19 protein-coding genes are annotated in these 20,549 nt (G+C 63.3%); 8 read left to right on the top strand and 11 right to left on the bottom strand.

Annotated features, from left to right (window positions below; all coding sequences use genetic code 11):
- Positions 1 to 77: 77 nt before the first annotated feature.
- The 8 genes from carB to AV059_RS20155 all read right to left on the bottom strand — a co-directional run bounded on the left by carB (position 78) and on the right by AV059_RS20155 (position 8,172).
- A complete protein-coding gene (gene carB / locus AV059_RS20120) occupies positions 78 to 3,329 on the bottom strand; it encodes a carbamoyl-phosphate synthase large subunit (protein ID WP_058997412.1) in 3,252 nt (1,083 codons plus the stop codon).
- A 156-nt stretch (positions 3,330 to 3,485) separates the two neighbouring features.
- Complete coding sequence (locus tag AV059_RS20125; protein WP_004963957.1) at positions 3,486 to 3,716, bottom strand: hypothetical protein; 231 nt, start codon at positions 3,714 to 3,716, stop codon at positions 3,486 to 3,488.
- Between the two features lie 87 nt (positions 3,717 to 3,803).
- Positions 3,804 to 4,565, bottom strand: a complete 762-nt coding sequence (locus tag AV059_RS20130; RefSeq protein ID WP_058997413.1) for a hypothetical protein — start codon at positions 4,563 to 4,565, stop codon at positions 3,804 to 3,806.
- Between the two features lie 50 nt (positions 4,566 to 4,615).
- A complete protein-coding gene (locus tag AV059_RS20135; protein WP_058997418.1) occupies positions 4,616 to 5,149 on the bottom strand; it encodes a DUF5815 family protein in 534 nt (177 codons plus the stop codon).
- A 107-nt stretch (positions 5,150 to 5,256) separates the two neighbouring features.
- Entirely contained in the window at positions 5,257 to 6,105 is an 849-nt protein-coding gene (locus tag AV059_RS20140) for a hypothetical protein (RefSeq protein WP_058997420.1), read from the bottom strand.
- Between the two features lie 74 nt (positions 6,106 to 6,179).
- On the bottom strand, positions 6,180 to 6,596 hold the full coding sequence (locus AV059_RS20145) for a hypothetical protein (protein WP_058997421.1): 417 nt from the start codon (positions 6,594 to 6,596) through the stop codon (positions 6,180 to 6,182).
- 52 nt (positions 6,597 to 6,648) lie between these two features.
- Positions 6,649 to 6,873: a hypothetical protein gene (locus AV059_RS20150; protein WP_058997423.1), complete on the bottom strand. Its 225-nt coding sequence runs from the start codon at positions 6,871 to 6,873 to the stop codon at positions 6,649 to 6,651.
- Positions 6,874 to 6,921: 48 nt separating this feature from the next.
- Complete coding sequence (locus AV059_RS20155) at positions 6,922 to 8,172, bottom strand: NAD(P)/FAD-dependent oxidoreductase (RefSeq protein WP_058997424.1); 1,251 nt, start codon at positions 8,170 to 8,172, stop codon at positions 6,922 to 6,924.
- Between the two features lie 131 nt (positions 8,173 to 8,303).
- Here AV059_RS20155 and AV059_RS20160 point away from each other — a divergent pair, with 131 nt between their 5' ends.
- A complete protein-coding gene (locus AV059_RS20160) occupies positions 8,304 to 8,912 on the top strand; it encodes a DUF6149 family protein (RefSeq protein ID WP_058997426.1) in 609 nt (202 codons plus the stop codon).
- A 63-nt stretch (positions 8,913 to 8,975) separates the two neighbouring features.
- Here AV059_RS20160 and AV059_RS20165 read toward each other — a convergent pair whose 3' ends face one another.
- Together AV059_RS20165 and AV059_RS20170 are read right to left on the bottom strand one after the other, a co-directional pair.
- Complete coding sequence (locus AV059_RS20165; RefSeq protein ID WP_058997427.1) at positions 8,976 to 10,337, bottom strand: NAD(P)/FAD-dependent oxidoreductase; 1,362 nt, start codon at positions 10,335 to 10,337, stop codon at positions 8,976 to 8,978.
- A gap of 11 nt (positions 10,338 to 10,348) precedes the next feature.
- Entirely contained in the window at positions 10,349 to 12,580 is a 2,232-nt protein-coding gene (locus AV059_RS20170; RefSeq protein WP_058997429.1) for a histidine kinase N-terminal 7TM domain-containing protein, read from the bottom strand.
- Between the two features lie 123 nt (positions 12,581 to 12,703).
- Here AV059_RS20170 and AV059_RS20175 point away from each other — a divergent pair, with 123 nt between their 5' ends.
- Complete coding sequence (locus tag AV059_RS20175) at positions 12,704 to 13,579, top strand: homoserine kinase (RefSeq protein WP_058997431.1); 876 nt, start codon at positions 12,704 to 12,706, stop codon at positions 13,577 to 13,579.
- A 20-nt stretch (positions 13,580 to 13,599) separates the two neighbouring features.
- Here AV059_RS20175 and AV059_RS20180 read toward each other — a convergent pair whose 3' ends face one another.
- Positions 13,600 to 16,080, bottom strand: coding sequence for a BGTF surface domain-containing protein (locus AV059_RS20180; RefSeq protein ID WP_079990827.1), 2,481 nt, complete (start codon positions 16,078 to 16,080; stop codon positions 13,600 to 13,602).
- Positions 16,081 to 16,486: 406 nt separating this feature from the next.
- Here AV059_RS20180 and AV059_RS20185 point away from each other — a divergent pair, with 406 nt between their 5' ends.
- From AV059_RS20185 to AV059_RS20210, 6 genes are all read left to right on the top strand, one after another.
- Positions 16,487 to 17,137, top strand: coding sequence for an adenylate kinase (locus tag AV059_RS20185; protein WP_058997435.1), 651 nt, complete (start codon positions 16,487 to 16,489; stop codon positions 17,135 to 17,137).
- An 87-nt stretch (positions 17,138 to 17,224) separates the two neighbouring features.
- Positions 17,225 to 18,115, top strand: coding sequence for a DUF106 domain-containing protein (locus tag AV059_RS20190; protein ID WP_004963999.1), 891 nt, complete (start codon positions 17,225 to 17,227; stop codon positions 18,113 to 18,115).
- Between the two features lie 45 nt (positions 18,116 to 18,160).
- A complete protein-coding gene (gene cmk / locus AV059_RS20195; protein ID WP_058997439.1) occupies positions 18,161 to 18,739 on the top strand; it encodes a (d)CMP kinase in 579 nt (192 codons plus the stop codon).
- Between the two features lie 4 nt (positions 18,740 to 18,743).
- Complete coding sequence (locus tag AV059_RS20200) at positions 18,744 to 19,634, top strand: RNA-guided pseudouridylation complex pseudouridine synthase subunit Cbf5 (protein ID WP_058997440.1); 891 nt, start codon at positions 18,744 to 18,746, stop codon at positions 19,632 to 19,634.
- Positions 19,635 to 19,694: 60 nt separating this feature from the next.
- A complete protein-coding gene (locus tag AV059_RS20205) occupies positions 19,695 to 20,315 on the top strand; it encodes a hypothetical protein (protein WP_058997442.1) in 621 nt (206 codons plus the stop codon).
- A 44-nt stretch (positions 20,316 to 20,359) separates the two neighbouring features.
- Positions 20,360 to 20,549, top strand: a 190-nt coding sequence (locus AV059_RS20210; protein WP_058997447.1) for a DUF1328 family protein, incomplete at its 3' end; no start/stop codon positions are given.

The following is a 20,549-nucleotide window of genomic DNA, read 5'->3' on the forward strand; positions in this document are numbered from 1 at the left end:
TTTGTGCCTATCTGTTCGAGTGACAGGAATCAGTGCCGCCGCGGTGCCTGACCGAATCCCGAGACCGACCGATCGCGTTACTCAGCGCCCCACTCGCGCTGGGTCTTTGGCCGTTCGTCGATGGCTTGGACGGCGAGTGGCTGGTCGGCGGAGTTGATTGCTTCCAGCGCCGCCTCAGCGCTCTCGTGGGTCGAGAAGTACGTCACAGTCTCCTCGACGCAAGCTTCCAGCACATCGCGGTCGCGGGAGAGAACGAGGTCGACCTCGCCGCTCTGGATGGCGTCGATGATGGCGTCGGTGTCGTCGTAGTCATCGAAGTCCTGTACGTCGAAGTGCTCCTCGAAGCCGAGGATCGGTAGATCGACGATGGCCGTCCCCTCAAGCGGGATTGCCTTGCCGACGGCCATCTGGGCCTTCTGGTAGGCCTTGCCGAAGGAGCCGGCGGTCCCCATGACCTCGCCGGTGGATTTCATCTCGGGGCCGAGACGTGGGTCCGAACCAGGCAGGCGGTCGAACGGCAGGACGACCTCCTTGACAGAGACCTGCTCGGGAATCTGCTCCTGCACGTCGAGTTCCGAGAGCGTCGCGCCGGACATCACCTTGGCGGCGATCTTCGCGATCGGGACGCCGGCCGTCTTTGAGATGAACGGAACGGTGCGGGACGAGCGCGGATTCGCTTCGAGGACGAACACCTCGCCGTCACGAACGGCGAGCTGGACGTTCAACAGACCGACGGTATCGAGTGCGTCGGCAATGTCCTCGACGACCTCGCGGATGCGCGGCATCACGTCCTTGATCTCCTGAGAGCGTGGCGGAATCATACAGGCGGAGTCGCCCGAGTGGATGCCCGCCGTCTCGACGTGTTCCATCACACCGCCGATGAGGACGTCGTCCTCGTCGGCCACAGCGTCGACGTCTAGTTCGACGGCGTCGGCGAGGAACTCGTCGACCAGAATCGGCTTGTCCGGGCTGACGCGGACGGCTTCCTCGATGTACGTTTCGAGGTCCTCGTCGTTGTACACCACGTCCATCGCGCGGCCGCCGAGCACGTAGCTCGGGCGCACAAGGACGGGGTAGCCGATGTCGTGGGCCAAATCGAGGGCCTCCTCCTTGGAGGTCGCAGAGCCACCTTCGGCCTGTGAGATACCGAGTTCGTCCATCAGCTTGTTGAACCGGTCACGGTCCTCGGCGAGGTCCATCGCGTCGACGGAGGTCCCCATGATCTCACAGTCGAGGTCGCGGCGTTCGAGTTCCTGTTCGAGCGGGTGGCCGATGTCGACGGAGGTCTGGCCGCCGAACTGGACCATCACGCCGTCGGCGTCGGTCGCTTCGATGACATCGGCGACCTCCTCGGCGGTGACCGGTTCGAAGAACAGCCCGTCAGACGTGTCGTAGTCAGTCGACACCGTTTCGGGGTTGTTGTTGACGACGTGGGCGTCGATGCCCAGGTTCTCCAGCGCGCGGACCGCATGGACCGAACAGTAGTCGAACTCCACGCCCTGCCCGATACGGATGGGGCCGCCACCGACGACCACGACGCTTTCGAGGTCGGGGTCGATCTGGAGTTCGTCGCGGTCGATACCCGACAGCGGGTCCCGCGTCGAGTAGTAATACGGCGTCGTCGCCTCGAACTCGCCGGCACAGGTGTCGACGAGCTTGAAGTCGCGGTCGGTCGTGTCGGTCTCGACATCCTCAATCTGCACGCCGCTACCGTCAGTGGCTGCCTCGACTTCCGGCTCGTCGCCGCCGTCTTCATCGAGGTCCGCCGGGAGCCAGGAGACGTGCGTGTCGTTGAACTCGCCGCCGGCGAGCGCCGTTATTTCCTGGTCGGTAAAGCCGGCCTGTGCGGCGGTCTCGTAGTCGCCATCGCGGGCGGCTTCAGCGGCATCGGCGACCTCTTTGAACCGCTCGACGTACCATTCTTTGATGTCGGTTATCTCGACGACTTCTTCGACGGTGTAGTCGCGGCAGAACGCCTCAAACATCGCGTATGGGCGGTCAGGCGTTGGCTTTTCGAGGTACTCCGTTTCGAGTTCCGCGTCGTCGATTTCGTTGAAGTCAGCAGCCGGGTTGTACTCCGAGGAGCGAAGCGCCTTCAGCAGGCTCTCGGGGAAGGTCCGGCCGATAGACATCGCTTCGCCGGTGGATTTCATCGCGGTCGACAGTTTGAACTCCGTGTCGCGGAACTTGTCGATAGGCCAGCGCGGCACTTTCGTCACGACGTAGTCGATAGCCGGCTCGAAAGCGGCGGTCGTCTCGCCGGTAATCTCGTTGTCGATTTCGTGGAGGCGCTTGCCGAGCGCGACCTTCGCGGTGACGCGGGCAATCGGATAGCCAGTCGCCTTTGAGGCCAGCGCAGAGGAGCGGGAGACACGCGGGTTCACCTCGACCACGCGGTACTCGCCGCCGGGGGTGCCGTCGTCGTGCCAGGCGAACTGGATGTTACAGCCGCCCTGAATGCCGAGGTCGCGGATGACCTTCAGCGCGGAGTCGCGCATCTCCTGATGGCCCTCATCGGGGATGACCTGCGAGGGGGTGACGACGGTCGACTCCCCGGTGTGGATACCCATCGGGTCGATGTTTTCCATGTTGCAGATAATAATACAGGAGTCGTCGGCGTCGCGCATCACCTCGTATTCGAGTTCGACCCAGCCGGAGATAGACTCGGTGATGAGGACTTCATTGTTGCGTGAGAGGCGCAGGCCCTTGCGGACGCGTTCGATGAGTTCGTCCATCTCGTCGACGACCCCGGAGCCGGAGCCACCGAGCGTGTACGTCGTGCGTGCGATGACGGGGAGCCCGCCAACCTCGTCGACGGCGGATTCGACGCGGTCGATGAGCGAGTCCTCGTCCAAGTCGGTGACCGATTCACCGTCGTCGAGCGTGATGGTCGTCGAGCGCGGCACCGGTTCGCCGATGTCCTCCATCCGCTGTTTGAACAGGTCGCGGTCCTCCGTCGCGTAAATGGTGTCCAGTGGCGTCCCCATCACGTCCACGTCGTACTCGTCGAGGACGCCCTCCTCGGCGAGTTCGGCGGTGACGTTCAGTCCAGTCTGGCCGCCCAGACCGGCGATGACGCCGTCGGGTTCTTCTTTCCGGATAATCTCAGAGATGGCTTCGGTGTTAATCGGTTCGAGATACACCTTGTCCGCCATCTCCGGGTCAGTCATAATCGTCGCCGGGTTCGAGTTCACGAGCACGACGCGGGCACCCTCTTCCTGAAGGGCACGACACGCCTGTGCGCCGGAGTAATCGAACTCGGCCGCCTGTCCGATCTTGATCGGGCCACTGCCGATGAGCAGGATTGTACGGTCCTCGTCCGCTGTCATTGTACGAGCGGAGTCTACACATCGTAATAAGCCCGGCGAAACAATGCGAAGCTCGAAGCCTAATTTCGAATATCGTAATGCGTGTCCGTAACACAGCCGGCTATCTCACAGATGAGTCTCGGTGTAGCAGACAGACGGTAGCGGCGCTGAGAACGGTCAGTTGTCGCGGTCGGGAACGCGATACCGGTAGGGCTGGCCCTGAATAACCTCGACCTCGCCGGACTGGGCACGACGACCAAGGACTGTCGCAACACGGTGGGCGCTCCCGAACGCCTCGTCGTGTTCTTCGAGCAGGTCACAGATTTCGCGTGCCGTCAGTGTGCCGTTGACATCGGCTTCTTCGAGCACTGTCAGGATGCGCCCGAACTCTCCCTCACGCATAGCCATACACAGTTACAGCACCGCTTTCACCATATAACACCGTCAGACAACAGTCAGACGGCTGATTCCGGGAAATCAACCGACGGCGGCGTGTCACTGGCTGTCGGACAGTTCAGGGTCGCTGTCTGTCGCGTTCCCCCAGCGCTTTCGGACCCACGCCGGTCGGGAGACGGTTGTATCGCCGACCGCTGAGTACCGGATTTCGTAGCTGACCGGCGCCTTTCTGGAGCGGTCCCAGTACGAGACGGTGAGCGACTGGACGAGGCCGTCCGGCCGGACAGTCGCCTGCACGCTGTAATTGTCGGCCGGTTCAAACGCCGCCGGCGGGTCCGTAGCCATGAGCGTCACACTGCAGGAGTCACAGTCGTCTTTCGGACGGTCGACGCTGACGTTTGTCGCGAGGTAGGCTTCGATGAGTCGAGCGGGGTCGGGGTCAAGTACCCCGCTGACCGGGATTGGCCGCCGCGTTGCGGTCCAGGCTCCCTGTGCTCGCTTATCATAGACATAGCGCCGATTCCGGTTATTGTACACTCGCTTGGTGTAATTCTTGTTGACGATTTCGGTCCGGAACTGGTAGCGGTACCTGTCTTCGACGACGAGACTGACGATTTGCGTGCCCCACTCCAGCGACAGCCGCATTCCCAGCACGTACGAGCGGTTCCGGGTCGCGCGCCGGTGTGCCGCCGCGAGTCGCCTAGCATCGACAGCTTCCTCGGTCACGCCGGGGTGGGCCCGGTCGTCCTGTGACTGCTCAGGGACCGGAACTGGCGTTACCGTCTGTCGCTCCGCCCCGCCGAAGGCTCCACAGCCCGCAAAAAGCAAGAGGACAAGCAGGACCGCGATGCGAGCCGCCATACGTGGGGTATGCGAGCCGGCTCTACTAAGTACTCAGGCCGCAGTCGGTCTCAGATCGCGGTGTCAGATCGGCCATCAAAGTTCCGCTCGTCGCGGTACTGCTCGACAAATGCGTCAACGTCGAACTGGAGCATCTGCTCTTCGAACTCCGCCATCACGTCGTCGTCCTCGGCGTGGCTGATAGCGTGTTCCATCAGTTCCACGAGTAGTTCGACGACGATTTCGTGAAGGCGGCGAGAGTCGAAGTCGCTCACCCATGCCAGCGAGAAGCCGACCGACCCGTCCTCGCTGGTGTCGGCGGCGACGACCTTCTCGGGGAACTCCTCCATCACGACGCCCATCAGGTGGACAGTGGTGAACTCCTCGTAGTCGTCGTTGGTCTCGATAGTCGCGTGTAGTACCTCGGTGAGAAACTCCGGCACGAACCGTGCCAGCGGGTGCGGGTCAAGCACGACGGCGTGAGTCTGCCCGCAGTCACACGCGAACTCCCGCATTCCCAGATGGAGGTCATGCGTGTCGACGAGTTCGCCACAGGCCAGTTCGAGTTCGGACTCGCGCCCGCCGGGCACGCGCGGTTCAGCCATTACCTGTGATTGGTCGCTCGCGTGGTTAAAGGCCGCGATACGAACTACAGCGGTTTATAGTGAACGAAGGCCCGAAATCAGTGACCGGGGGCACTCAAGCCCAGTACTCAGAACCCGTCGTCGTCCTGATCCGCCCGCACCTGCAGGTATGCGTCCGTAATCACTGCGAGACTAAACGCCTGCACCGGTGCGTTCAGTACCATCGAGACGACCTGCAGGACCGACTGAGAGGGGAGGTTGAATGTGCCGGGAAGGAACACCGAGATGATGGACGCCGTAGAAGGAATGCCCGGAATAATGCCGAGAAGCGCCAAGAGGAACAGCAAGACGATGATCTGTGCGGGGGCGTCCATGAACCGTGCGACGGAGTGCTTGAGTGTCGCGACGTAGCCGCCGTCGAACAGGGCAATCGCCTGCAGCAGGTACACGAGTGCAAGGCCGACGACCAGAGAGGCGAGAACGCTACCGAGCGACGCAGCGAGACTTAGCAACGCCTGTCCGTTGAGTTGGAAAAACGTCGAGCTCATCGAGATTGCGAACATCACGATCGCGATGCTGCCACCAAGGACAACCGCCATCACAGCTCGCTCCGACGCGTTGTCGCTCCTGATTTCGCTCTGGTCTGCGAACAGCCGGATACCCCAGAACTTGACGAGCTGTCCGAGCACGAGGAACACCAGCAGCAACACTACGGCGACTGGAGCCGCCAGATCAAGGCTGAACGGCCCAACGAAGTCCGCCATCGAGAACCCCGGGCTGCCCGCCCCAGCAGGGCCACCTGCGCCACTGGGGTTGCCCTGTGCCATCAACTCGTCGAACAGCACTTCCATTACCGACGAACTTGCGACGGTGTTTCCGAGGTTGTACAGGAGAAAAACACCCATGACCAGAAGGCCGCTTTCGCTGGTTACATCGTCGATACCGCGCCGTAACGCGTCGCCGATCTGGAGGGCCATATCTTCAGTCGCTCTCCGAGAAAATATAAAACTAGTCGAATCGTAGATTCCCGCCGACAGCGGGACTACGCCGCTTACGGCCAGTCGTCGCGCTGCTCGTTCTCGTCGGTTGTCGCGTCCGGCGTCTCCGGTTCGCCAAGGTCCCAGTCGGCCGCCTCTGCGGCCTGCGTGACGGGGAGGTACTCCCAGCCCGCCGTCTCGGCGAGATCAGCGTCGTCGTCATTCGCACCGACGAAGACGTGCCGGTCAGTGTCGAACTGCTCTTTGACGTTTTCGAGGCTCTCCTCGCGGCCGCGCGGCCCAGAGAAGAAGTCCTGTCTGATCCGGTGTTTCCGGGTGAAGTTGGTCACGACGTAGGTGGGCTGTTCGGAGATGACGCCGACGTACTCGGACCACTGGCGCGCGTCGTTGAACACGCTGTCCGGGTAGGCCAGTTGCTTGAGGGCGTCGAGGTCGAACGCGAGTGTCATATCGCCGCTGCCGCCATCCATACGCGACTCTCCGCTTTAGGGCGAAAAAAGAGCGTCGTTCTCCCGCCGGCAGTTACTTTCGGTGCTGGTCCGCCTGTGCGAGGCGGTTGGCCTCTTCCTGCACTGCGGCCATCTCGCTGGCGGCCTGTGGGTCGCCCTGACCGTGCCCCTGATTGACCGACGCATCGAGCAGCGAGCCCGTGAAGCTGCTGCTCTCATCGCCTGTCTCGTCTGCCTCACCCGACGGGTCGCTGCGACGGGTGACCCAAGCAACGACGCGGGAAAGGGCGGTACGCATACGTGCGACTACGTCCGCAGCGCGTAAAAATATCGGTGTCGGCGGGTCTTATTCGGCCGGCGCGGGCGTCTGTGCCTTCACTTCTTCGAGGTCCACTTCCTTCTCCAGCAGCAGTTCCTTCTTGTCTGCGACCTGGCGCTCCTGGCGGATGAGCTTCTTGAACGTCGACTGCTGTGAGAGGTCGCCGATCAGCACGCCGCCGATGAGCTGTCCGTCCTCGAACGCGAGCCGCCGCCACTCGCTGTCGGAGTACTTCCGTTCGGCCTCGTCGTCGCCACGGGTCGGATGGCCGAAGGAGAGGAACGGGAAGTCGAAGTGCGTGATGGAGTACGAGGAGACCCAGCGGAACTCCTTCTCCTCTGCGTCCGCGACCATGTTGGTCCCGGCAACCGACCCCTGCTCCTTGGCCGAGCCCCACGCGCCGTTTTGCGCCTGAGAGTTGAGGATGGTGTCGTAGAACTTGGTGAGGTCACCCGCAGCGTAGATGTCCTCGACGTTGGTCTGCATATACTCGTCAACGACGACGCCGTCGTCGAGTTCGAGTCCGGTCCCGTTGAGGAACTCCGTGTTGAAGTCGAGGCCGATGGCGACACCCGCCCACTCGCCGTCATAGTGGTTGCCATCGGGATCGACTGCACCGGTGACTTTGCCGTCGTCGTCGACCTCGAAGTGGTCGACACCGGACTCGAAGACGGGTTCGACGCCGTTCTCTTCGAGGGCCTCGTGGATGATCTCCGCCCCATCCTCCGAGAGCGCGTAGCGCCACCAGCGGTTGCCACGCATCAGGTACTTCGCGTCGATTTCCTGTGCGGCACAGACCGCCGCGAGGTCGATGCCGAGCAGTCCTGCCCCGACGATGATGCCCTGATCGGCCTCGTCGGCGTGTTCGCGGATACCACGCGCGTCCTGGAACGTCCAGAAGTGGTGGATGCCGTCGGCGTCACTGTTCTCGACCGGAAGCTGTGCCGGCGTCCCGCCCGTGGCCACCAACAGCTTGTCGTACTCGTAGGTGTCCCCCTCGTGGGTCTGGATCTCGTGAGCGTCGGGATCGATGTCCGTCACGTGGGTGTTCAACTGGAGGTCGATGTCGCGCTCGTCGTACCACTCCGGCTCGTGGATCGAGATCGGCGCTTCCGGCAGCTTCCCCTTGGCGAACTCCTTGATGAGGATCCGGTTGTACAGTGCCTCCCCCTCGTCAGTCAAGACTGTGACCGACGCGTCCGGGTCCGCTTCCCGAATTGTCTCGGCTGCGGACGCACCCGCGATGCCGTCACCGATGATTACGTGCGACGTGCTCATGTACGGCCGATACGAAATCGGGCTTAATGTGGATTGCTATCTGCGTATCGTTTGCGATAGCGCGCGCAACACTGTAGTAGAGGCCGATAGTCGGGGATTTGAAGGCGCTGGGGCCCGTATTCGAAATTGAAATGAAAATCTACCAGAACCCGCGCCACTGGGCAAGCAAGAAGGCGCTGACCACGCCCGGCGTCCGGTCGGTGGCCAACTACGGGCTGGTGAAACTCCACACCAAGATCTTCCTCGGGAAGGCCGACGAGGCTCACCGGGAGGAACGGCGCGACCATCTCGATGATTTCTTCGACGCCACGATGGACACCTACGTGGCCGCGCTCGAAGCAGAGTACTCGGAGGCTGAGGCTCGGGAGATTACCCACATTCAGGCGAATTTCGACTTCTACAACCACGGCTGGACGGAGATGATGGAGTTCCCGGCCGACGAACTCGAAGCCCACTACGAGCGGTACGCGGACTTTTTCGACGCGTACGACATCACCATCGACGACCCGCTCGGGACGTTCCGCTCGGCCGGCGGCATTGCCGACGCGCCGTCGACGCCGGAGCGGCTGGACGAGCCAGAACACCCTCACGCCGTCGGTGGCTTCGCCGACGACGTCTACGTCGAAACCGAGGACGGCGAGATGATCGTCGGCGGCGGCCGCGAGGAACCGGACGACGTGAGCCCGACTGACGCGCCGGTCGTCGACGAGGACGACGTGGAAAGCGCGGCCGGCGACTGACTCGCGCGGTACACACCGAATTGGACTTTCCGAGAGAAAACGGGTTTGAGGGCAGAAAAGCGCTCAGCGTTGGGCTTCCGAAAGCGGCGAATCGTCGGTTTTCGACGCCGCTGACGGATCGCGTGCGATCCGATCGGCGCACTCGAAGCCTGCGACGATACCGCCGTTGAGCGAGCGCTCCGGGTACTGGGCGCGCGAAGCCATCCCGGCGTAGTAGAGGCCGTCCGCGACATCGTCACCCAGGTCGTACGGGATGACCATGTCCAGATACCCGCGTTCGTAGACCGGGGCAGTCCGTGGATTGCGCCCCGTCCGAATCCAGTTGACGGCGTCACGGTCGAATTCGGGAAAGAGGGATTCGATGCCATCCAACCAAGTCTCGGCGACCTCGTCGTCGGTCTGTTGCCAGATGGCCTCGGATTCGTCCTGAATGTAACGGGCGACGTACAGGAGATGCTCGCCGCCGTACCGTTCCGCGGAGACGAAGTTCGTGTGCTCGATGAGCGCGCCGAAGGGGGCGTCGTCGGCGATGTTCAGCCAGTACGTATCAAGCAGGGGTTCGTCCATGCTGATGACTGAACACACCGTCCCCTGGAAGTCTATGTCGCAGGTATAGCCGGTCAGGGCTTCAAGCACGTTCGGCATCGTCGCGACGACGACGCTGTCAACGTCGTGAACCGTCGTCTCAGTTCCGTCGGTGGCCGTCAGCGACGAGACGGTCCCGCCGCTCGTATCGATGTCGGAGACGCGCGTGCCAGTGACGATGTTTTCCCGGCCGACGGCATCGACCAGCGCGTCAAGCAACCGGCCGAATCCGCCGTCAAAGTAGCCCAGAATCTCGCCGTTCAGGATGTCCCGCTCGCCGCGGAACTTGACCCGGCCGAGCAGCCACGCCGCGCTCACGTCGTCTTTCCGGCCGCCGAACTTCGCGTCGAGCAGCGGCTCGAAGAAGTTCTCGTAAACGCCCCGTGTGGTGTGTTCGACGACGAACTCCTCGATAGGCACGTCCTCGAAGTCCTCCAGTCGCTCGTAGGTGTCGAAGGAAGGGATGCCGCCGCGAACATCGATATCGAGGACTAGCATCCCCAGTCGGAACGTGTCATACATCGAGAGGTGCGGGTACGAGAGGATTTCCCAGGGCTTGTCCATGGGGTGGACGACACCGTCGACGTAGTAGGCGTTCTCCCCGATGTGCCACTCGACCGCGTCACCGAGGCCCAGTGCCTCGGCGAGGTCGACGATTGTTTCCTCGGATTTCGAGAGATGGTGATAGAATTTCTCGATGGGGTCCCCAGCCGTCTCGTAGGTCGCTGCTAGGCCACCGAGGTCCTCGCTCGCTTCGAACACACGGACTTCGTGGCCGCGTTGCTGGAGCCGGTACGCTGCCGAGAGGCCGGCGATACCGCCACCGACGACGCCAATCATGCCTCGACCTATCAGCGGTTGTGGGATTTAGTTTGCGCTTCGGTCGCCGCCGTCTCGGTGTCGTCGGGCCCGGGGTCGCCTTCCGCCTCGTCGGCCGTCACCGCTTGCTGGAATTCGAGGATCGCGACGGTCCCCGTCGGGTGGTTGTCCTCGAACCAGAGTGTCCCGCCGTACAGGTCCATCATGACCGAGACGAAGTAGAGGCCGAAGCCGCCAGCGGTCTGGTCGGGCGAGAGCCCGCGTTCGAACACCGTCGTCTTCAGTTCGTCGCTCATTCCGGGGCCGTCGTCAGCGATACGGACCTGCAGCCAGTCGCTGGCCTGCTGGACCGAGACAGTCACTTGCGGGGTGTCGGCGTTGTTGTGGTCGACCGCGTTCCGGAGGATGCTCAGGAGGACTTCTTCGAGCAATTCGTTCGCCTGCACGCGGTAGTCGCCATTTAGTTCACAGGAGACCGATACCGAATCGTACTCGACCCGGAGCGACTCGATCGAGCGACGGAGCGTGGCGTTGAGGTCGACGGCGTCCAGCCGCTCAGCTTCGCTCGCTGTCACGGTGTTGTTGATATCCCGGATCGTTTCGCTCATCTCGGTGAGGTTCCCACACCAGTCGCTGATGCTGTCGAGATGCCGCCGTTTCGACCGCGGCACGTCGGTTCTGATGTGCTCCGCGCGGCCGCGGATGACGACCATCGCGTTGTGCAGCGAGTGTCTGAGGACGCCGTTGAAGAACTCGATCTGCTCGCGGCGTCGCTGGACAGAACTGCGGCTCTGGCGGAGTTCGCGCTCGCGCTCGACCTGGTCGAGGGCTACCTGCGTCGTCTGTGCGAGGATCGCGGCGTACCGTCTGTCCTCCGTGGCGAGGGTGCTGTCGTGTGACGTAATCGCCATCACGCCGTGGGAGCCAAGCGGCAGCATCAGCGCGTTGTCCAGTGGGTTGAGTCCGTCCTGGTCGAGCGAGACGGCCTGTATCTCACCGGTTTCGTACGTTTGCCAGAGTTTGCTTTCGGGCTCGTCCGTCGGCGAGGCGTACAGCAGTTCGTCTTCGACGTGTTCCGCGATCGATTCGCTAATGACGGCCGGTTCGAGGACGTCGTCGTCTTCGAGGAACACGCCCGCCGCGTTCTGGTCGAGGACGGCCGTCGCGAACTCGACAGCCATCTCCGCGACCGCCTCGGCGGTCTCGGCCTCGATGAACTGCTGGGTCGCAGCCTGCAGCGCTTCGAGTCGGTCCTGCCGGCGCTGCTGCCCGGTGACATCCCTGAGAACGACGAGGCGACCACGCTCCGTCCCGGACTGATCGGTGAGGCTCGTCGTCTGTGGGTTATAGTACGTGAACGAATCGCCGAACGAGAACACCTCGCCGCGCTCGATGCGGGCAACGAGATCCGGGACGAAGTCGTCGAGTGGCTCTCCGTCGGGGTCCGGATGATCCAGCGCGCTGGCCGCCGCGGCGTTGTAATCGATAATAACACAGTCGTCGTCGAGCGCGATGACCGGGTCGGGGAGGTTGTCGACGAGGGTGTCACCCGACAGCGTCGTCACAGACAGCGATTCGTCCTTGAACAGTACCCAGCCGACGAGCACCGCGTTGAGCGAGAACGCTACCGGCGTGAAGTCGATGGCCGGGTGCGGCGTGTAGCCGAAATCATACAGCACAGCGACGAATATCGGAAGGCCGGTTCCGATAATGATCGCCGCTGTCTGTCGCCGATAGACGTTCTGCGACCGGAACAGGAACTCAATCAGGAGTGCGTATCCGAGCAGTAACAGCCCGTAACTGACGGCGAGAAGTACCGCGAACGTGGGACCGCGCTGGATGGCGACCATTGTCGTACCGAGCTGGGTGACGGGCACGGCCGCCACTTCGACGAGGTCGTGTGCCTGGTCCGTCAACAGTAGTAGCACGTCCGCGTTCACCACGAGAAACAGCGCTACGAGAGACGATGGCCGAAGCCACGACTGTCGGCCAGTGTAGACGAGCGCGAAGACGACCCAGAGCCCGATGACCTGCATAGCGGCGGTTCGCGACAGCAGGTACACTGCCCTGACAGCGGCGGGGTCCGAAACGCCGATCTGCCATATCGAGATAGCACACCAGCAGCCCCCAGCGACCGCAAGCCAGCCGTACTGGCGAGCGCCGGGGACATCCTGGTTTCGGGCGGCGACGACAGCAATTGCGAAACCAATGAGCGCTCCACCCGCGTTCCCGAGGATGGCGACCGTGGCGATGTCGACATCCATATTGATACCTATTCCAACGTCAGGTTTCCCTGTATTATGCCTTTGGGCCGCGTTCTCAGTACTGCGAAACGGCCACAGTGTCGGTTCGCTACCTTTTTGCCTACACTGCTGAAATTCGCAGGCATGCTGACAGTCCGGGCGCCGGCTACCAGTGCAAACCTCGGGAGCGGCTTCGACGTGTTCGGCGTCGCACTGGAGCGTCCGGCCGACGTCGTCCGTCTGGAGAAAGCCGACCGGGTCACCATCGAAATGACCGGCGCTGGCAGCCAGTACATTCCGGAGGACCCCGACAAGAACACCGTCGGCGCGGTCGCTGACGCACTTGATGCGCCGGCACGCATTCAGATAGACAAGGGCGTCCGCCCCGCGTCAGGGCTGGGTTCCTCCGCGGCCAGCGCCGCCGCGGCGGCCGTCGGGCTGAACGAGCTGTACGACCGCGGCTACTCACGCGAGGAACTGGTCCCCATCGCCGCCAAGGGCGAGGCCGTCGTCTCCGGGGACGCCCACGACGACAATGTCGCCCCCTCGATAATGGGCGGGTTCACCATCGCGACCGAGAAGGGCGTCACGCAGGTTGATGCCGACATCCCGCTCGTGGCGTGTCTGCCCGATATCGTGGTTTCGACGCGGGATGCTCGGAACGTCGTCCCGGAGACCGCCCGCGTCGACCAGATGGTAGAGACGGTCGGCAACGCTGCGGCGCTAACAACCGGGATGCACCGCGACGACCCCGAGCTCGTCGGCCAGGGGATGCACGACACCGTCGTGACGCCGGCCCGTGCGAAACTCATCGACGGCTACGAACAGGTCCGCGAGGCTGCACTGGCGGCCGGTGCCACCGGCGTCACTATCTCCGGAGCCGGCCCGACCGTCATCGCCGCGTGTGCAGAGGAGGACCGCCGGAAGATCGCGAGTACGATGCTCGATGCCTTCGGCGAGCGCGGGGTCGACGCCCGCGTCTATCAGACGCGTATCGGCGGCGGCGCGGAGATCTTCTGACCGCTGCCGCCCCGTCTCAATCAGACGTTTCGTCGGACGGTGAGGAGCGCCGCGGCGACGAGCGCAATGAGCGCGACGGCTACGGTAAAGCCCGGACCGGACGCGGGTGTAGTGGCGACTTCTGTCGCCGTATCGGTGCGTGCAACCGTGGTCTGTTCCGCGGTTGATGCTGCGGTCGCTTCGTCGCTCACCGCCGTGCTCGGTTCTTCCGACGCCCGTTCGGTTGGCTCGTCAGTCGGCTGGTCGGTCGGCTCCCCAGTGCTGTTGACGTTCGCGCTCGCAGACTCGACGGAGTTGTTCGCGGTGGCCACCGAGACGATGCGCCCGTCTTTGTCGGCGGCAAAGCTGTCACCGCCCACGTCGAGAACGTCCGCGGTGAAGTTCACACCGGCGGCGTACTCGCCCATATCGGCCGTAGCGGTGAACGTCCCGCTCGACGTGACAGTGGCCCCGGGACGGTGGATGAACGGATTCGCCTCGCTCTCGGAGGCGAGGCTGACCTTGACGTCCGAACCGGGCGCAATCGTCGTTGTACCCGAGACGGACTGGTTCTCGGCGGCTTCGACGGTCACGCGTCCATCGGTCGTGCCGAGTCCAGCGTCGCGGTCCGTAATCGTGTAGCTGGCTGTCCCCCCGTCGGTATCGTCGCTCAGGCCGGTGGCGTCCGAGACCGAGAAGGTCGTCGTGATCTCGTCATCGCCGTCCACACGGACCGGTGCTCCGCTCTGATAGTTCACGTTCGACAGTTCGACGGCGACGAAGTACGTGTCGTTGTCGGGATCATCGACCACGACCACGTTACTGTCGTTGAGATGCATCGGGTCCTCGTCGGTGTTTGCGCCGACGTTCGTTCGGTTGACCCAGATGTTGAACGCGTCCCCGTCCCCGGTAGCCTGGAGGAACGCGGCCGTGGTGTCGCTTGCGCCCTTGACGTCCGTCCGGTAGTCGATCGCACCCTCGATACCGGAGGCGGTGATCCGGTGGACGACGATGTCACCGTCTGCGACTTCGGTCGACTGCGTGAGAGTCGTGCCGACGCGGTCGTAGATGCCGACGTCCTCGTCCGTGAGGTCGGCGTCTTTCGGGGCGACCCAACTCTGGACGTGTTCGGTCGAGCGCGCTTCCAGCCGGAGCGTCCCGACAGAGTCGGGGTCGTCGCTCCGACTCGTGCCCGCGGTCGCGTTCATCGTGTAGCTGGTCGCGTCCAGCGTCTCGGCCGTGAGGTCGGCTCGTGCGAACGATCCCCTCTCGCTGACGCCGCTGATCTCGTCGTCGCCCGAGACGCTGAGGACGTCGCTCGCCGAGATGCTCGCGTTCCCGCTGTTGGGGACGCCGGCGAGGTAGCTGTTGAACAGGACGGTGACTTCGCCGTCACCGTCGTCGTCGGTGATCTGGCCGGAGATGGCGTAGTTGTTCTCGCTCTCGTCGCCGATGACGACGTAGCCGTCGTCCGTGTTCTCTAACTGGTACGTGAGGCTGACCACGTCGCCGCGCTCGTCAGAGACGACGCTGTCCTCGAAGCGCACCTCTCCCTCCTGTGCTTCGGTGACGGTGATCTGCGCCGAGGTGACCGCGAGACCGCTCTGGTTGTCCGTGACGCTGACCGTGTACGGTCCGTCGCCGGCCGACTGGCTGCCGAAGTCAAACTCGACGGCCTCCGTACCGTCGAGAGTCCCGACCGCGGTCGCGACCTCGTCGCCGTCGCCGTCGGTCAGCGTCGCGGTCGCCGCGGTGCCGCCGCGGATAGCAGTCACGTCGGCGGTGATGGTGTCCTCGTCGGTGACGTTGGTGTCGCTCACCTCGACGGTGAGGTCGAGGTCATTGATGCGGAACCCGGCCACATCGGACCCGGATGTCACGTCGTAGCGCTGCCCGGTAACGATGTCACCAGTGTCGACGGTGTAGACCTGGCTGTTGTCGGCGTAGCTGCCGTCGAGGACGACGCTCCCACCGTCGGCCTCAACGAGCAGGTTCGTGTCGGTATTGGCGTCCGTGTCTTCGATGGCGATGACCTCGCCGTGATAGACGTTCGCGTCGGAGCCGCCGTCAGAGGCCGGTGTGATCGTCTTCGAGGTCACGCTGATGTCCGTCGCGGTGACGGAGCCGCTTCCGAAGTCGGTGAGCTTCACCGACAGATTCCGGTTCGGCGCCACGTCCTCGGTGAGATCGATCTCGACGCGGCCGCTGGTTCCGTCCGCGTCGATGCCGTCGACAAGCGTGCCAGAAACCTCGTCGCCGTCGAGGTAGAGCGCGAGTTCGCCGGTCCCGTCGAGACCGTTCGTGACGGATTCGTTCAGCGCCAACTCGACCGTACTGCCCCCGCTGGCTGCCGAGTACTCTACAGCCTGCTCGACGCTGATGTTACCGGCGGCGGCCGCTGTCCCGGAGACGGCGACGGTACCGGCGACCACCGACGCCACCACCAGCGCCGTGAGAAACAGGCTCCGGAGTTTGTCGGTCGGTGCTGTTCTCGATACGGTTGTCGTGCTCTCTGTCCACATCGGCGGTCTCCACCGCGCACTTCGCACGCCGTTCGGGGAGTCACGTCGAGTCGGACTGGTCGAATCGTCGGCATTGTCCACCATGCGTTTTAGGCATACCTAAAGAAATACAAATAGATTGCGAATTTTAGGCTAGCCAAAAAACAGGACACTTATCGAAACGCGCTTTACGGCCGATCTGACCTCCTGATCGGCGCAGTACCGGCCAATCTGTCAATCTGACCGGCACACCATATTTTTAGGCGCGCCTAATGTATAAAATCACTCCGGTCTCTGGGCAGACCAACAATCATGCCGCGGACGGCGATGGGAGCGCACCTGCGCTCTTCTAGACGGCGGCTGACGCGTCTCGCTCCGATGGACGCGTTTGGACAACCATTTAACCGACCCCTTGGAAACCCTGACTATGTCGAATCCACGAATCCTGATTGTCGGGCCGCCGGGAGCCGGCAAAGGAACCCAGAGCGCCAACCTCGCCGAAGCGTACGGCGTCGAACACATCACGACCGGTGACGCCCTTCGGGCGAACAAGGACATGGATATCAGCGACATGGACACCGAGTACGACACGCCCCGTGAGTACATGGAAGCGGGCGACCTCGTGCCGGACGCGGTAGTTAACGCTATCGTCGACGAAGCCCTCTCACAGGCCGACGGGTTCGTGCTCGACGGCTATCCGCGCAACCTCGAACAGGCCGAAGAGCTGGAAGGGATGACCGACCTCGACGTGATCCTCTCGCTCGATGTCTCGCGGGAGGAACTGGTCGACCGACTCACGGGCCGGCGGGTCTGTGACGACTGCGGCACGAACTACCACGTCGAGTTCAATCAGCCCGAGGAAGACGGTGTCTGTGACGAATGTGGCGGCGACCTCATCCAGCGCGACGACGACAACGAGGAGTCCGTCCGCAACCGACTGGACGTGTTCGACGACAACACCGCACCGGTCATCGACCACTACGGGGACCACGACGGCTTCGTCGCCGTCGACGGCGAGCAGACACCCGACGAGGTCTGGAGCGAGATTCACGACGCCGTCGACGCACACACGGCCTGAAACGCGACGGAACCGCCGTTCGAGTCCGACACCGTCGAGACAGTCAGAGTAAAACGTTGATATGCCGTCGCAACTCAAGCACACACAATGGCACGTACCGCGCCGAAGGTAGAACGACTCGCCGAAGACGGCGAGGCAATGACTGATGCGCTCTCGACGGTGCTCGCTGCGGCCGAAGAGAACGGGACCGTCACCTGGGGCGACGTGAGCGACGACCTCACGAGCGGCGAGTGGGGCCGGCTCATCGAGTCCGGCCTGCTCATCGACGCCGATGGCGAGGGGTTCGTTATCGACGACCCTGATGGCGTCCGTGAGGCGCTCGAAGAGTCCGACGCGGCCCCGAGCGATGATGACGAGGGCAGCGGCTGGTCGAAATGGGACAAGCTCGCCGGCCTCGGGACGCTCGGCCTGTTTGCCGGCTACTCCCTGACTTCAGTCCGGGACGTTATCGCAGGCGGCGTCATCGACATCGTCCTCGGGCCGCTCAACGACATGCTGCCGTTTTACGTCGTTATCCTGGTGCTTGCGATTATCACCGGGACCACCTCGACGATTCTGCAGGACAACCTCATGGACATGTCGGGGATGGGCGACCACCAGGAGAAGATGGAGGACCTGAAAGAGCGCCGCAAAGCCGCAAAGGAACGCGACGATCAAGAAGCGCTTGACCGCCTCGAAGAGGAGCAGATGGAGCTGATGACCGACCAGATGGGGATGTTCAAACAGCAGTTCCGCCCGATGGTGTGGATCATGCTGGTCAACATCCCGCTGTTCCTCTGGCTCTACTGGATTGTCTTCGGAGCCGGCGTCGACGCGAGCCCGGTGATTACGCTCCCCATCTTCGGCGAGGTCGAAGCGTGGAGCAACAGCGTCGCCGGCCCGGTCCAGGCGTGGATTGTCTGGTACTTCCTGTGCTCGCTGTCGTTCACCCAGATCATCCGGAAGGCGCTCAACGTCGAGACGACGCCGACTGGGTAGGCGCGAAGAGACAGCCCTTTCTATCGGGGCCCCCCGAACATCTCTATGTTGATTACCGTCTCCGGCCCGGCCGGCAGCGGCAAGAGCACACTTGCCAAGAGTCTGGCCGACGCCCTGAACTACGAGCACGTCAGTGGCGGCGATATTTTCCGCTCGCTGGCCGAAGAGCGCGGGATGACACCGCTCGAACTGAACAAAGCCGCCGAGGAAGACGACCAGATCGACCGTGATCTGGACCGCCGATTGCGTGATATTGCTGCCGAGCGCGATGACCTCGTGCTTGAGTCCCGACTCGCTGGCTGGATGGCAGGCGAGTACGCCGACATGAAACTGTGGCTGACTGCGCCGCTGGACGTACGCGCCGACCGCATCGCGACACGGGAAAACAAGCCCTTCGAACAGGCAAAGACCGAAACCCGGGAGCGTGGCGACAGCGAGGCCCAGCGCTACAGCGACTACTACGACATCGACTTCGACGACCTCGCTATCTACGACCTGTCGGTCAACACCGCTCGCTGGGACCCACAGGGAGTCCTGAGCGTGACCCTCCACGCTGTCGAATCATACAGCCCCGATGGCGACGAGGGGAAGGCACCGGTCGAGAACGTCCGGTACGAGTTCTGAGCCGATGACACTCCGTGCCCCGCCCGACGAACGGGACCTCGATTCGCTTCGCTCGTTCGGCGTCGTCAACCTCGATAAGCCACCGGGCCCGTCAGCCCATCAGGTCGCGGCCTGGATTCGCGACGCCACTGGCCAGGACCGGGTCGCCCACGGCGGAACGCTCGACCCAAAGGTGACCGGCTGTCTGCCCGTGTTGCTCGGCGACGCCGCTCGGATGGCGCAAGTGTTCGACAACGCCGTCAAGGAGTACGTGACGGTGCTCGAACTCCACGACCAAGCGCCGGCCGATATTGCAGATATCGTCGCCGAGTTCGAGACAGACATCTATCAGAAACCTCCTCGAAAGAGCGCAGTGAAGCGCCAGTTGCGTTCCCGCCGGATTCACTCACTGGATATCCTCGAACAGGGCGACCGGAGACTGCTGTTGCGGGTCCGGTGTGCGTCGGGGACCTACATCCGGAAGCTGTGTCACGATATCGGGCTGGCGGCGGGGACCGGCGCACACATGGGCGACCTCCGCCGGACGGCGACCGCCACCTTTGACGACAGATCGCTGTCGACGATGCACGACCTCGTGGACGCGCTGGCCTTTGCTGCGGACGGGGACGAAGCGCAACTGCGCGAGATCATCCAGCCCGCAGAGCGTGCGCTGTCCCACCTGCCACGGGTCACAATTGCGCCCAGCGCCGCCCGCGAAGTCGCCGAGGGCGCGCCGGTGTATGCGCCGGGCGTCATCGAGACCGGCCCGGCAGAAGTGGGCGACGCGACGCCTGAGATAGATTCACAGGTCGTTTCCGTCACGCCCGACGGCGCTGCGGTCTGCCTGGGGACGCTCATCAGCGACCCAGACGCCGACAGCGGCCTCGTTGTCGAACTCGACCGCGTGCTGGTGTGAGAACGGCGGCCCCAGCCGCCCCGCGGGAAAAACTAAGACCGTCTCCCACATATTGCTAGCATGGACCGATGGGTCGATCCCAACGAGGCCGACCCGGCGCAGTGGCGTGGAACGGGGCCGTACGAAGACCTGCGCCGGGGCGCTGAGACGGTCTCGGTGCTCGAACGCGCCTTCCGGACGCCGTTGCCGTATCAACACGAGGTCGACATTCACCACGACGATAGCGTCGCCGAACAGTTCCAGTCCAGTGAGTACGAGCATGCGCGCATCATCTACAACAGTGGCGTAGACGCCAACCAGCGGATCAAGCTCCTCACCCGCGGGGTGCTGTGGGGCGGCGGTGAGACACACCAGCGGTTTCAGGCGCAGTACCGCCGACCACCGCCACCGACTGAGACCGTTCCGTTCGGGGAGTACACCGTCTGGAGCCGGTACCAGTACGGAACCATTGAGCGAACTGGCGACGGGTTGACCTTTACCAAGAGTGAGGCGGAGCCGGATGAATCGCTTCAGGAACTCGACTGGGCGACCCTGTTCGACCCGGTTCAGGAACGGCTCGCTGAGTTGGAGTTGGTTCGGAACCCGTCGTTCAGCAAGTACCGTCTCGAAGAACTCGACGAGTGGGAAACCTACCGGACGCGGTTCCAGTACGACCCGGGCGCGTTCGCCATCGGTCCCTGATTAGGTGATATATAATAAATGGAGATGGGGCGGTACACAACGTCATGAACCACCTACTAACTGCAGTCCCGCTCCAGCCCGGTGGCGGGTTCCTCGAACTGGCGCTGCTGTTTCTCGTCCTCGCCGTCGTTGCTGGACTGGCCGGTCTGGGGGGCGTGGCGGGGCTCAGCATGCGAATAGCGAAGATACTCGTCGTCGTGTTCCTCGTCCTGATGGTCGTTAGCTTCCTCCTGT

It is taken from the genome of Haloarcula sp. CBA1127 (assembly GCF_001485575.1).
In the GTDB taxonomy this organism is placed as follows: domain Archaea; phylum Halobacteriota; class Halobacteria; order Halobacteriales; family Haloarculaceae; genus Haloarcula.

Excerpts from the sequence above, each read along its gene's own strand:
- AV059_RS20180 (WP_079990827.1), bottom strand. The coding sequence starts at position 16,080 with ATGTGGACAGAGAGCACGACAACCGTATCGAGAACAGCACCGACCGAC.
- AV059_RS20145 (WP_058997421.1), bottom strand. The coding sequence starts at position 6,596 with ATGGATGGCGGCAGCGGCGATATGACACTCGCGTTCGACCTCGACGCC.
- AV059_RS20140 (WP_058997420.1), bottom strand. The coding sequence starts at position 6,105 with ATGGCCCTCCAGATCGGCGACGCGTTACGGCGCGGTATCGACGATGTA.
- carB (WP_058997412.1), bottom strand. The coding sequence starts at position 3,329 with ATGACAGCGGACGAGGACCGTACAATCCTGCTCATCGGCAGTGGCCCG.
- AV059_RS20160 (WP_058997426.1), top strand. The coding sequence starts at position 8,304 with ATGAAAATCTACCAGAACCCGCGCCACTGGGCAAGCAAGAAGGCGCTG.
- AV059_RS20175 (WP_058997431.1), top strand. The coding sequence starts at position 12,704 with ATGCTGACAGTCCGGGCGCCGGCTACCAGTGCAAACCTCGGGAGCGGC.
- AV059_RS20205 (WP_058997442.1), top strand. The coding sequence starts at position 19,695 with ATGGACCGATGGGTCGATCCCAACGAGGCCGACCCGGCGCAGTGGCGT.
- AV059_RS20170 (WP_058997429.1), bottom strand. The coding sequence starts at position 12,580 with ATGGATGTCGACATCGCCACGGTCGCCATCCTCGGGAACGCGGGTGGA.
- AV059_RS20125 (WP_004963957.1), bottom strand. The coding sequence starts at position 3,716 with ATGGCTATGCGTGAGGGAGAGTTCGGGCGCATCCTGACAGTGCTCGAA.
- AV059_RS20150 (WP_058997423.1), bottom strand. The coding sequence starts at position 6,873 with ATGCGTACCGCCCTTTCCCGCGTCGTTGCTTGGGTCACCCGTCGCAGC.
- AV059_RS20130 (WP_058997413.1), bottom strand. The coding sequence starts at position 4,565 with ATGGCGGCTCGCATCGCGGTCCTGCTTGTCCTCTTGCTTTTTGCGGGC.
- AV059_RS20155 (WP_058997424.1), bottom strand. The coding sequence starts at position 8,172 with ATGAGCACGTCGCACGTAATCATCGGTGACGGCATCGCGGGTGCGTCC.
- AV059_RS20185 (WP_058997435.1), top strand. The coding sequence starts at position 16,487 with ATGTCGAATCCACGAATCCTGATTGTCGGGCCGCCGGGAGCCGGCAAA.
- AV059_RS20165 (WP_058997427.1), bottom strand. The coding sequence starts at position 10,337 with ATGATTGGCGTCGTCGGTGGCGGTATCGCCGGCCTCTCGGCAGCGTAC.
- AV059_RS20135 (WP_058997418.1), bottom strand. The coding sequence starts at position 5,149 with ATGGCTGAACCGCGCGTGCCCGGCGGGCGCGAGTCCGAACTCGAACTG.
- AV059_RS20200 (WP_058997440.1), top strand. The coding sequence starts at position 18,744 with ATGACACTCCGTGCCCCGCCCGACGAACGGGACCTCGATTCGCTTCGC.
- AV059_RS20190 (WP_004963999.1), top strand. The coding sequence starts at position 17,225 with ATGGCACGTACCGCGCCGAAGGTAGAACGACTCGCCGAAGACGGCGAG.
- cmk (WP_058997439.1), top strand. The coding sequence starts at position 18,161 with ATGTTGATTACCGTCTCCGGCCCGGCCGGCAGCGGCAAGAGCACACTT.